Origin of the sequence: Chitinophaga qingshengii, from assembly GCF_014529935.1 — a bacterium.
GTDB classification, from domain to species: Bacteria; Bacteroidota; Bacteroidia; order Chitinophagales; family Chitinophagaceae; genus Chitinophaga; species Chitinophaga qingshengii.
The window spans coordinates 260,028-272,173 of the sequence record NZ_JACVFC010000001.1 but is presented as its reverse complement, the minus strand read 5'-3'; the positions used below and the strand labels follow the sequence as shown (position 1 = coordinate 272,173).

The window sequence follows — 12,146 nt, the reverse complement described above, 5'->3', positions numbered from 1 at the left end:
TATCTGATGACCCGTTTGGCCGACATCTCTTTGATAGTTTTGCCCTACGAAATGGTCGTGCCTACGACCGCATCTTTTATCCTAAAATCACGAATAGATGACATGGTGTAGTACCTGGCGCCTCGCCGGATGTTTGTCCCTGACCCTGATTTTTTCAGCTTGCAGGAAAGAAACAGTTGACAAAAGCCGTCTACAGGAATTTACCCTTACTTCAACAGTCAACGGAGGCCATTATGACATCAAAGTAGCCCTGCCGGAAAATTACACCGCTTCAGGGCGATACCGGACACTTTATGTGTTGGATGCAAAACCGGATTTTGACTTCACTGCTTTAGAGGCAGCCAATCAGGCCAGAAGGCATCAGCAGGCTGGTATTCTGGTTGTCGGCATCGGTTACGGGCATGACCGGATGGACGACTATACGCCAACACCCACCAACATCGGCAGCGGAGGGGCTGACCAGTTTATCCGGTTTATTGAGACAGAACTAATCCCCCGCATGGAGTCGGAATTCCACGCCGATCCATCCCGTGCTGCCAGGGCCATATTGGGGCATTCTGCCGGAGGGTTGCTGGTAGGGCATAGCTTTACCAATCACAATGCCATATTTGGTAATTACCTGTGTCTAAGCCCTTCCTTTTGGTATGATGACGCCATTGTACTCCGGGACGAACTGGTTTATCGGGAGCAAAACAAAAACGGGAAAGGCCTCTTTTTCCTGGGGCTGGGGGAGCTGGAAGAAAAAATGCGCCCGCCCTTTGTCGGTTTTCGCAGCACCTTGCAGCTGCACTATCCCGGCTATGTTCTCCAGGATTATATAACACCCGGCAAAGGCCACCTGGATTCAAAAAAAACGAACATTAAACGGGCGCTCACCTTTTTCTTTGACAACAACTAACCCAACCTATGCGAAACAGTATTTTTATTTGCCTGGTATTACTGACAGTCAGCGTATATGGACAAGACGCTTCGTTTTCCCGTTTTACGCTCAAACCAGCCATCGGCGTATTACCCTGGGGCCTTCCGGTGAAAGGGCTTACCTCGCTTTCTGTGGAATATAGGTTAAAAGGAAACTGGGTGCTCGGTTCCCATACCATGGCGGCCAGTGTGGTGGCAAAAAACACCTACAACGTGGAAACGAATTATAGCTGGCAGTTTTCTCAGAAGTTCGGTATCGGCTATACGATGACCGGCCCTAAAAAGTTTATCCGGCTTACTTTGCTGGCCATGGGTGGCGTGCGGCAGGTTGCTTTTAAGGAAACGCTGAACTATCCCGGACTGGAAAAGGTTACGACTCAAAGCAGTACCACCATGCCGGATGCAGGGCTATTGGTGGACTGGTCGCTGGGAAGAAAACGCCACACATTTAACACGAGAGTCTATCTTCCTTTCTATCCTTTGGAAGGTTACCCACTCAGTACTTTCCAGCAAATCAGTATAGAAATGGGGCTGGGTATCCGGTTAAAAAAGTAAGCGGTGAGGTAGCGCCATCGCAATACAAGCCGGAACTCCCTATATTTGGGATTTATTAAACTGATATGTTACTGGACTGGCGCATTGTATATACGGGTGGTGTCTTTATTTCGCTTTTCCTGTTTATCATCCTGATTAGTAAACGGCAGAAAAGTACGGCAGATAAAATACTTACTGCCTGGTTCTTTTTTGCGGTGATTCACCAGTTGCTGATCGGCTGGTATGCATTTAATGGAATGAGCGATATGCCGGTGCTGATTGGCTGGGAGCTGCCGTTCCCATTTTTACACGGGCCTTTTTTATATCTGTATATCTTATTTCTCACCGGACAGCAACGCCGCGAATCGCATGATATACTCCATTTCCTGCCGGCGTTGCTGTCCGCCATTATACTGGCGCCGGTGCTGCCCTCTATGTCTGTGCAGGAGAAACTGGGTGCTTCGCCGTCGGCGTATGCGCCATTGTTTGAATGGATGGTCAGGGGAATTATTGTTTCAGGCCTGGTATATGTGATATTATCCCTGGTGCTGCTTTACCGGCACCGGCTAAATGTAGCGCTCCAGTTTTCCAATACCGATAAAATTACGCTCAACTGGTTACGCTACCTCATTGGAGGAATGGGCGCTATCTGGATAGTGGTCATATTTTTACCATCCGCATCCTCGTTGTATGTGGTGGTAACGTTGTTTATTTTTTTTATCGGCTACTTCGGTATTCGTCAGGTGGGAATTTTCTCCAATCCACCTCCAGCGCATGAAGTCTATCTACCTGCGGTAGTGCAGCCTGTTGAGACGGCGCCGGCGTTGGAGACGGTTGTTGTCTCCCCGGAAAAAGTGAAATATGAAAAAAGTGGGCTCACAGATACTGAGGCCAACAGGATTCATACTTCACTTACAACGCTGATGCAGGAACGGCAATGTTATAAAGATGCCGGGCTTACGCTGGGGGATCTGGCCAAAACACTGGATATACATCCTGCCATCCTTTCTCAGGTAATTAATTCAAAAGAAGGGAAAAGCTTTTACGATTATATCAATGTGCTTCGGGTAGAAGCTTTTAAACAGCTGTTATTGCAGCCGGTCAGTCAGCGGTATACCTTGTTGTCGCTCGCATTTGAATGTGGGTTTAACTCTAAAACGAGTTTTAACCGGAATTTTAAAAAGATTACCCGGCTATCTCCCAGTAGTTATCTGAAAGAGATGAATATCTGTATACAGGAAGAGGATTGACCTGGCTGAAAGGAACTTGTATACCTTTCAACGATATTCATTGAGCTGGTGAACGGAGGAAATTTTTGTTTGAAATAGACGATAGTTTTATTACTTTTAGAAAGCCCTTGATATATTACATAATATTGTTGATTAGTGCCCCCGGCTTCTCCCCGCTGAAGTCCGGCTTGTATTCCCGGAAAAAAATATCATTCACACTCAGGATATATTCACTGCATGAAAAACAGGTTTCTTCTGCCATTACTATTACTATCGGCGTTACTTTGGAGCTGTAAAGATACCACCACGGAAAATAATACCTGGGAGGTAACGGGGGGGAGTAAACGAAATATCAAATATTCAGCACTGCATCAGATTGACACCAGTAACGTCAGTCAGTTACAGGTGGCCTGGGTATACCATTCAGAGCAGGACGATACCTCCCGGTTTGGCCCCATGCAGTGCAATCCCATCGTAATAGACAGTATGCTGTATGCCGTTTCTCCCAAACTGAAACTTTTCGCCATTCATGCGGGAACCGGTAAACCCCTATGGAGCTTCGATCCGGCAGACTCCCTCACCAACAAAACCTGGCACCGCAATAGCGTGAACATGAACAGGGGCGTGGCTTACTGGACAGATGGAACAGATAAACGAATTATCTACAGCGTGGGTCCTATCGTATTTGAAGTAAACGCCCTCACCGGTAAACTCGTGCCGGATTTCGGCACGGATGGCGGCATTGATCTGAGGATAGGGTTGGGGATGGACAAGGAAAAAGCATTTATAGCACCCACTTCTCCGCTGATCGTTTTTAAAGATTTATTTTTTGCCGGCGGATATGTAGGGGAAGAAACGCCCGGGCACCTGAGGGCTTTCGACATAAAAACAGGAAAACAAAAATGGATATTTCATACCATTCCATATCCGGGTGAACCGGGGTATGAAACCTGGGAAGATTCCACGGCCTACAAACACATGGGGTCTACCAATAGCTGGTCTGGTTTTAGTCTCGATGAAAAGAACGGGATTTTATTTGCCGGCACCGGCAACCCGACCAATGATTTTTATGGAGGGGATCGCCATGGCAATGGATTATACGGCAACAGCATACTCGCCATAGACGCGCTGACAGGTAAGCTGAAATGGCACTTCCAGACAGTCCACCACGATGTTTGGGATATGGACCTGCCTACGCCGCCGGTTTTGGTAACGGTGCAACGCGATGGCAAACCCGTGGAAGCCGTAGCGCAAACCACTAAAACAGGCATGATCTTCCTGTTGGAACGCACTACAGGGAAGGCGTTATTCCCCATTGAAGAAAGGCCGATGATTACCTCCGGCGCCGTGGAGGGCGAAAAACTATGGGCCACGCAACCCTTCCCGACATTGCCCAAACCCTTTGCCCGCCAGAAGCTGACAGAAAACGACCTCAATACCCTGGGAGGGGATTCTTCTTACCAGGATATTAAACGCAGATTCAAATCCTATCGCTCAGAAGGTATCTATACACCGCCCACCAAAGAAGGCACCATTATCCTGCCGGGATATGATGGTGGCGGTGAGTGGGGTGGACCCGCTTTTGATCCGGAATCCCAGATACTATATGTCAATGCCAGTGAGATGCCCTGGGTATTAAACCTGGTGGAGAATAAGCCCGCTGCGCAGAAAGCGCAAACCAACCTGGAAGCCGGTGTGCTGCTGTACAATCAATATTGTATGGCCTGTCATGGTCCTGAAAGACTGGGCGGCGGCGATTACCCCGCTATTATCGGGATAGAGAAAAAATACAACCATAAGCAGTTTACAGATCTGGTCGCCTCCGGCAGACGCATGATGCCTGGTTTTAGTCAGCTGAGCAAAGAAGAAAAGGATGCTCTGGCTACTTTCATCCTGAATATCAAATCCGGGCAGCAGAAGCCCTTTAAAGGCAAACTGGCAGCAACATCCTCCGGCAAGATATCTTATGCTTCTACAGGGTACAATAAATTCCTGACAAAAGAAGGGTATCCGGCTATCAGTCCGCCCTGGGGCACTTTAAACGCGGTGGACCTGAACACCGGCGAATACAAATGGACCGTTCCCCTCGGTGAGTTTGAGGAATTGAAGAAAAAAGGTATTCCGGCAACAGGGATGGAGAATTATGGCGGTCCTGTTGTGACCGCCGGTAACCTGATATTTATCGCAGCTACAGCAGATGGTAAATTCAGGGCATTCAATAAAAGGAACGGGAAAACCCTGCTGGAACTGGATTTGCCCGCACCTGGCTTCGCTACGCCCTGCACCTATGAAGTGAACGGGAAACAATATGTGGTGATCGCCTGTGGCGGATCGAAATGGGGTGGTAAGTCGAGTGATGCCTATGTAGCATTTGCGTTACCAGGAGTGAAATAAGTACCTGTTTTATTACCATTGTTTTAAAGAACCTTCATTAAACACCCATTCCGGTGTAAACAGCCTGCTGCCGAAATCCGTATCATACCAGGGCGTATTGGACGCCGGGTTTTTCAGTACGTGGATGTTCTGCGCCGGCATATAACTTTGCGCCAGCAGGAATATTTTTTTGCCCTGGCGGTTCTGTGCCACATCCATCACTATTACTGCGTGGCCCGGAGAGCCTCCCTGTATAAAGACATCTCCCGGCTTTACGTTTTTCGTTGCTTGGACGGCTTTCAGCTCCCGGCTAAGAGAAACCGTACCGGCATAGGAAAACACAGTTTCCAGGTACTTGTCAAATAGCGGTCTTCCTTGTGCCGGTGCTGCTGTCCTTTTCCGCACTAACTTCCCCTGTTGCAGTACAAAGCGGTAGCCATTCTGCCAGCCGCTGAAATCCATGGAGGTACCGTCGGTAGCCTTGAAGCTGATAGCCTCCGCCTGGCCTTTGCTGTAAAGGTATTCGGCACGCAGACGGATCACCGCATCGGCACATTGTTGCAGGTCCTTGTTGCCTACAGATACATCGAGTACGGCATATTGCGCCTGCTGGTTCTTTTTGGGTGCGCCGTTATACAGATATACTGTTTTATCAGATTTAAGGGTACAGTTCCGCAGCCATGCACCAAAGGAATTCCGTTCCTGTGCAATGCGCTCATATCCCGGGGGCAGTGGTATCTCAGCGACTTTCTGCTGCGCGTAAGTGGTTACGGCGGGTGTTATCAGGAGCAGAAGAAAAAGACATGGTTTCATACAATGGTTTTCTGTGAGATGCAGGAGTTATGAAATTCCATAAGACTTGCGGAATATTTTATCAGATAATAACAGCATGGCAGATTTATCCAATTTTCCTCTCTTTGCATCACCTAGTTTCGCCCCATCATTTAAAACACTAATTACTGATGAATCGTATCAACATGTTAGGAATGCTGTTCGTCTGGATATTACTGTCCACAGCAGCTTTCAGCGGTCCAATCCCTTCGCAAAAATCATCTGCCAAAAAGAATCAAACCATGGAGAAATTTGTTATCGCTAAACTGTTTATCAAAACCAGCGCCACGGCTGATTTCCATCACGCATTGGAAGCACTGGCCGTCGTTACCAGGAAAGAGCCGGGTTGTATTTCCTATACCTGGTATGCGGAGCCATTGGAAGCCGGGGTATTTATGCTGATAGAACACTACCGCGATAAAGCGGGCTTACAGCACCACTTCCGGCAGACTTACCTGGCGGATTTCATCAAAAAGATGGACACATGGAAAATCAAAGACCCGGAAGTTCACTTTTTATCCGCTGAACCGGATGCATTGAAATAGAAATGCTGGTCCTGGCTTGCAGGTGATAGGATGGCACGGGGCTTATCGCCGAAAAATCGCCTGCAGGCCCGGATAAAATGGGATTGGTCATAGTAACCGTAATCGAATGCCACCGGCAGATAATCTTTGATCTGGTGGAATAAAAGATGTTTCAGGGTATTATTTAACCGGGCTGTTTGTTGAAAGGATTTTGGTGAGATGCCCACATGATGCACAAAGAGCCGCTCAAACTGCCGGTAACTGCTACCCAGGCTGGAGCTGAAGGAAACCAGATCGGGTATTTCACGGTTGTAGTATAATTGTGTGATCGCTTCATCTACCAGCGCATGCGGACGGTAATGCCGCTGTAGCTGCGCAAGCAGGAAATCTCCGATACACGTCAATTGTAAGGATAAACTATTACCGCTGGATAACCTTTCTGTCAACCTTTTTCCTTCATCTCCATACAACAAACAAATATCGGCAAAAGTCTCCGTGATATCCTCCACCTGCCCGGGAAGGAAATGCCGGATGGCGCCGGCTTTGAACCGTACGGCAATGAAGAAGTGCGACTGGTTCATCATCGCCTTGTAATGCTGATGACGGATACAATAGAGCGCCTGCATGGGCGGTGTATGAACGCTATGGTCTTTTGAAACGAGCGTCATAGGCGCCTGTAGCTGAAAGATCATTTCTGCACCGGTGCCGGCAGCCAGGGTCGGATAAGTATCCGTAGTGCCTTCACCGGTCCAGAAACGGTCAATATAAGGACGAAGCGTCAACGGCGGCAGGTATGACGTTTTTTTTATCATTTACGTTTCAATGCCTGGATTTTATTTTCCAATGTAGGGTTGCGGTGTTCCTTCTTCGTTATACCATCTCAGGTAATTGGCGGCCTTGGAGCTAACGTTCTTAAAACGCATGTGCTCATTATCCCTTTTTGATTCTCTCCCATTATCTGTCACTGTCTGAAGGGTAGGTGGGGGCTGGGTTTGGGCCTGGGTCTGGAAAAAGGTAAGGGTTAATGCGGGCAACATTAAAAAACGACATTTCATGGGCATAGAATTTTTATTACGAGGCAAATTAAGTATAAATTTTAACTCCCCGTAGGCCGCAAATCAGGCGCCGCGGCATTACTTTCTTCCAGCGCTTTCCTGTATTCCCGTGGCGATTTCCCCTGGTAGATTTTGAACTGCCGGTTAAAATAGGAGATATTATCAAAACCACAGGCATAGCATATTTCGGCGATTCCCTGGTCTGTTCCGATCAATAACTGCGCAGCATGACTGATCCTCGTTTCATTCACAAACTGGGAAAATGTTTTGCCGGTCCTTCTCTTAAAATAACGGCAAAAAGCAGCTTCGTTCATACATGCCAGTGAGGCGGCCGATTTACTGTCCACCTGGTGCTGATAGTTTTCCAATACGTATTTAAAGATAGATGACAGTTTTTTGGAATCCACGTCCTTGTAATGGATTTTGCGCGGGTCATCTGTCAGCAACATGACATGCTCCCTGCGCTGATGCGATAACTCATCGAGCAATTGCAGCAGGATGATCAGGTTTTTCATTTGCTGGTTGGCCTGGAACTGGAAAAACAAGGCGGTCAGCGCTGGCGGTAGTTTCCTGAACTTGATGCCATGTTCTGATAATTGCAGCAGGTCCTTTATCTTCTTTAACTCAAGTTTGTCAAAAAATTCCTTGCCCAGAAAATCTTCTGTGAACTGTACAATGATGGCATGTGCTACTTCGTCCCCCGTTCCCGTATGTGCGTTATCGTTACAGAAACAATGCACCAGGCCCGGACCAAACATATAAATCTCTCCCTCGTCAAAATGAACCACCTTATTGCCTGCATACACTTTCCCGGCACTTTTGACAATCAGTATCAATTCATGCCCATGGTGAAAGTGAAACGTGTTCGTAAACCGTGGCTGACAGAATTCCTTGATCACAAAACTGGCATTTTCCGGCGTGGATATGTGTCGGTAAGAAACTTTCATAACGTTGGATTTTAGTACACTATTATTTATCCGGGAGCAAAAATTGGAATAATGGTAAATATAGTATCAATATTTGGCAAATCCAGTACTTTTATTTCAGGGATAGTCTGAATATGTTTGTAAGGACAATGAAATTGGTAGCTAGTTCCCGTTATGTACCTTTCCCGGTAGGAAAGGCGACTACAACCGAAAGCTAAATCTACATCACACCTATAAACCTGACGTTATGGAACTTGCGATACACAACTGGATGCGGGCCGAAACGATCGCCACTACCATTCAACGGGTGGCGGCCATAGGATACACCCGCCTCGAAATAGCCGGGAACCCTGAACAATATGATACCAAAAGCATCAGGACGCTGATGAAAGACCACGGGTTATCCTGCTGGGGTTCCGTAACACTCATGCTGGGAGAACGTAACCTGCTGGCTAAAGACGAGGCCCGGCGTGCCAAATCGGTGCAGTATGTAAAAGACGTGATCAGGATGGTGAAAGAACTGGAAGGACATATGGTGTCTGTAGTACCGGGCACCGTTGGCAAAATAGTCCCTGATGGCAGGCCGGACGAAGAATGGAATTGGGCGGTAGATTCTCTGAAGGAAATCTACGACTACAGCGAGGCTGCCGGCATTCTGATCGGTATAGAACCCATCAACCGTTTTGAAACTTATTTCATCAACCGGGCGGAACAGGCCCTGGCACTGGCGGAAGCCGTCGGCCCCCGTTGCGGCGTTTGCCTGGATACTTTTCACATGAATATCGAAGAAGAAGATATGTTTGAAGCGATCCGGAAGGCAAAAGGCAGACTGACCGGTTTTCATGTGGCGGATAATAACCGGATGGCGCCTGGAATGGGGCATCTCAACTGGGAGAAAATCGTGGCTACGCTGCGGGAAATAAATTATAACGATGTACTCTCGGTGGAATTCTGTTCTCCGCTGGACCGTACGCCGGCTAACCCTTACCCGGATTCCATCGATGTAAATCCGGAGAACCTTTCTCCCGAACAAGAGAAATTCCTGGTAGATCATGGCAGCTCTTCTGTTACAGAAGCATTTTATACCATGCTCACCACCCGTTCATTTAACACTTTATCTAAACTTATTTAACATAGCGATGAAAATAGCGAATGTAGAGGCATTTTGGCTGCGTTGTCCTGTTCCAAAAGAAAAACAACATATTTCAGACTATGGATTACTGGCAGATTTTGATATGACATTGGTGGTGATCACTACAGATGAAGGACTTCAGGGATTTGGCGAAGCCAAGGCGGCGGTGGGATCTTCAGGGGTATGTGCTTCTATTGTCAACTGTATCGAAAATGAATTAAAACCCGCATTGCTGGGCAAAAATGTCAAGGATATCACCCGGCTCTGGGAAGAAATGTATAATGGCACACGGGATCATTACGCCTTGTCAAGAGGCCGTAAATTCCCGGTCCTGGGCAGAAGAGGGCTCACCATATCTGCCATGAGCGGCATCGATACTGCCTTGTGGGACCTGAAAGGCAAGATGCTGAACGTGCCGGTGATGGACTTGCTGGGCGGAGCCTGCAGAGAACATATGCCGGCCTACGCGAGCGGGGGATGGGCGGACGTCAATCAGATAGGCGAACAATTAAATGGATATATTGCGAAAGGATTCAACGGCGTGAAAATGCGTGTAGGCGTAATGGATAGAACGGTGCATAACAGTGTGGAGCGGGTAAAAGCCGCGCGGGCAGCCATCGGGCCGGATATTAAACTGATGGTGGACGCACACGGTACCTTCAGCGTACCGGAAGCCAAACAGTTTTGCCGCGGTGTACGGGACTGTGATGTATATTGGTTTGAAGAACCTATCAGTCCGGATAACAAACGCGGAACGGCGGAAGTACGGGCATCTACGCATATTCCCATCGCCGCCGGCGAAAGTGAATACACCAGTTTCGATATCAGGGAACTGCTGGACATCAGGGCTATTGATGTGATACAGCCGGATGCCGCCATTATCGGCGGTATTTCAGAAGCGGTACGGGTAGCGCACCTGGCGAGTGTTCATCAGCTGGAGCTGGCGCCGCATTGCTGGGGATCGGCATTCTCCTTTATGGCGGGACTGAATGTGGCGTTTGCATCACCTGCGGCCACTATCATTGAATTCTCTTCGGGTGGTAACCCCATGATGTATGAACTGGTCAAAGAACAAATAACCGTTATAAACGGCCTGGTACCGGCGCCTACTGCTCCGGGACTGGGAGTAACACCAGATTGGGATTTTGTAAAAGCGTATAAACAAAAAGTATAGCGTATGGCAAAAGCAGTTAAAATTAACCACGTAACGCTGATTGTAGACAACCTGGAAAAAGCGGGCGAATTTTATCAGCATGAATTGGGCTTGGAGCCGCTTGCTGCCTTTAGGTTTGATTATCCTGTTATGTTCTTCAAATTTAATGAGGAACAACAACTGCATATCTCCGAATGGGAGGACAAAACATCTTTCCGTGGGCATATCTGCGTACAGGTAGATGATTTTAACAGCATTTTTTTCCGCATGAAGGAACTGAATGTAATTGATGTACATCCCTGGGGGAAAGTGAGAAAGCTGCCGGATGGCGCTATGCAGATGTTTGTACGCGACCCTGCCGGCAACCTGGTGGAGATCTCTTCCGTGCCGGGTGCTGACGTCGATCCCCGGATATTTGCAGATGAACTGTATGAAGAAGGACTGTATGTTTCCAACAGAAACGATTTCAGGGGATACCGGTCCGATGATGCCACCTTATATCACAAAGACAAATGAGAAAAAACGTATTGTTGCTGGAAACAATTGCGGAGGAAGCGATGGCTGTCCTGCAGGATCACGTGAACGTATACACGGGATATGACGCCGATAGCCTGAAGCAGGTATTGAGCGATACAGCGATCCATGCCATCATTACAAGAGGGAAGGGATTGATCCATCCACCGCTGATGGATGCCTGTCCGCAGCTGGAAGTGGTGGCCCGTTGTGGCGTAGGATTGGATAATGTGGATGTGGCAGCAGCTACGGCCAGGAAAATCAAAGTCATCAACGCGCCGGGCAGTAATACCGCTACCATGGCAGAACATACGCTGGCCCTGATGTTGATGCTGATGCGTAATATGTACGAATCCGTGGCCGCCGTCAAACAAAACAACTGGAACTGGCGTAATCAATATACCGGTGATGAACTGCATGGTAAAACACTGGGTATACTGGGCATGGGTAACATCGGGCAACGGGTGGCAAGAATAGGCGAGGCCTTTGGTATGAACGTATTGTACTGGAGTAAATCCTCCCATGATCTGCCTTATCCGTATCAATCCATGGAAGCAGTACTTCGGCAATCAGATGTCGTGAGTCTTCATCTTCCGTTCAACAACGAAACCGCCGGTATCATCGGGGAGCAGGCGTTGAGCTGGATGAAACCGGGCGCACTGCTGATCAATACCGCGAGAGGCGCGTTGGTAGATCATGTCGCTTTACTACAGGCATTAAACGCGCAACAGATAGGAGGCTACGCAGCAGATGTATTACCGGAAGAACCTCCCGTACAGTCGTTGCCGGTAGTACAACATCCAAGGGTGATCGTGACGCCGCATTCCGGTAGCCTCACGGCATCCACGTACCGGCAGATATGCCTGTTGACAGTCGGCAATGTAGTGGCGGCGCTCACCGGCGGTAACCCTGATCCCAATAGTATTTATAATCGTCACGCGCTTTCATGAGGATAGCC

The 12,146-nt window shown here is 48.2% G+C and carries 13 protein-coding genes; 9 read left to right on the top strand and 4 right to left on the bottom strand.

What is annotated here, in order from left to right; genetic code table 11:
• The first annotated feature begins 97 nt into the window (after positions 1–97).
• From ICL07_RS01040 to ICL07_RS01025, 4 genes are all read left to right on the top strand, one after another.
• Positions 98–898 (top strand): alpha/beta hydrolase, encoded by an 801-nt coding sequence (locus ICL07_RS01040; RefSeq protein ID WP_188086094.1) that lies wholly within the window; start codon positions 98–100, stop codon positions 896–898.
• Positions 899–906: 8 nt separating this feature from the next.
• Positions 907–1,473, top strand: a complete 567-nt coding sequence (locus tag ICL07_RS01035; RefSeq protein WP_188086093.1) for a hypothetical protein — start codon at positions 907–909, stop codon at positions 1,471–1,473.
• Positions 1,474–1,538: 65 nt separating this feature from the next.
• Entirely contained in the window at positions 1,539–2,702 is a 1,164-nt protein-coding gene (locus ICL07_RS01030; RefSeq protein WP_188086092.1) for an AraC family transcriptional regulator, read from the top strand.
• 216 nt (positions 2,703–2,918) lie between these two features.
• Complete coding sequence (locus tag ICL07_RS01025) at positions 2,919–5,075, top strand: outer membrane protein assembly factor BamB family protein (protein ID WP_188086091.1); 2,157 nt, start codon at positions 2,919–2,921, stop codon at positions 5,073–5,075.
• Between the two features lie 12 nt (positions 5,076–5,087).
• On the opposite strand, the gene ICL07_RS01020 is transcribed toward ICL07_RS01025, so the two are convergent.
• Positions 5,088–5,867 (bottom strand): DUF4846 domain-containing protein, encoded by a 780-nt coding sequence (locus ICL07_RS01020; RefSeq protein ID WP_188086090.1) that lies wholly within the window; start codon positions 5,865–5,867, stop codon positions 5,088–5,090.
• A gap of 260 nt (positions 5,868–6,127) precedes the next feature.
• Between ICL07_RS01020 and ICL07_RS01015 the strand changes: the two genes are divergently transcribed.
• A complete protein-coding gene (locus ICL07_RS01015) occupies positions 6,128–6,430 on the top strand; it encodes a putative quinol monooxygenase (RefSeq protein WP_188086089.1) in 303 nt (100 codons plus the stop codon).
• Here ICL07_RS01015 and ICL07_RS01010 read toward each other — a convergent pair.
• Genes ICL07_RS01010 through ICL07_RS01000 form a run of 3 tightly spaced genes read right to left on the bottom strand, consistent with a single transcriptional unit; the run spans position 6,394 to position 8,411 of the window.
• Positions 6,394–7,221, bottom strand: a complete 828-nt coding sequence (locus ICL07_RS01010) for a helix-turn-helix domain-containing protein (protein WP_188086088.1) — start codon at positions 7,219–7,221, stop codon at positions 6,394–6,396. The genes ICL07_RS01015 and ICL07_RS01010 overlap by 37 nt on opposite strands.
• 21 nt (positions 7,222–7,242) lie before the next feature.
• Complete coding sequence (locus tag ICL07_RS01005; protein WP_188086087.1) at positions 7,243–7,464, bottom strand: hypothetical protein; 222 nt, start codon at positions 7,462–7,464, stop codon at positions 7,243–7,245.
• Positions 7,465–7,505: 41 nt separating this feature from the next.
• Positions 7,506–8,411, bottom strand: coding sequence for an AraC family transcriptional regulator (locus ICL07_RS01000; RefSeq protein ID WP_188086086.1), 906 nt, complete (start codon positions 8,409–8,411; stop codon positions 7,506–7,508).
• A gap of 226 nt (positions 8,412–8,637) precedes the next feature.
• Between ICL07_RS01000 and ICL07_RS00995 the strand changes: the two genes are divergently transcribed.
• The 4 genes from ICL07_RS00995 to ICL07_RS00980 are packed head-to-tail and all read left to right on the top strand — an operon-like array spanning position 8,638 to position 12,138.
• Positions 8,638–9,522, top strand: coding sequence for a sugar phosphate isomerase/epimerase family protein (locus ICL07_RS00995; RefSeq protein ID WP_188086085.1), 885 nt, complete (start codon positions 8,638–8,640; stop codon positions 9,520–9,522).
• 7 nt (positions 9,523–9,529) lie between these two features.
• Positions 9,530–10,696 carry a mandelate racemase/muconate lactonizing enzyme family protein gene (locus ICL07_RS00990; protein WP_188086084.1) on the top strand — a complete coding sequence of 389 codons (1,167 nt, stop codon included), beginning with the start codon at positions 9,530–9,532 and terminating at the stop codon, positions 10,694–10,696.
• Positions 10,697–10,699: 3 nt separating this feature from the next.
• Complete coding sequence (locus ICL07_RS00985; protein ID WP_188086083.1) at positions 10,700–11,191, top strand: VOC family protein; 492 nt, start codon at positions 10,700–10,702, stop codon at positions 11,189–11,191.
• On the top strand, positions 11,188–12,138 hold the full coding sequence (locus ICL07_RS00980; protein ID WP_188086082.1) for a 2-hydroxyacid dehydrogenase: 951 nt from the start codon (positions 11,188–11,190) through the stop codon (positions 12,136–12,138). The genes ICL07_RS00985 and ICL07_RS00980 overlap by 4 nt, the downstream gene beginning before the upstream one ends.
• Positions 12,139–12,146: the final 8 nt, after the last annotated feature.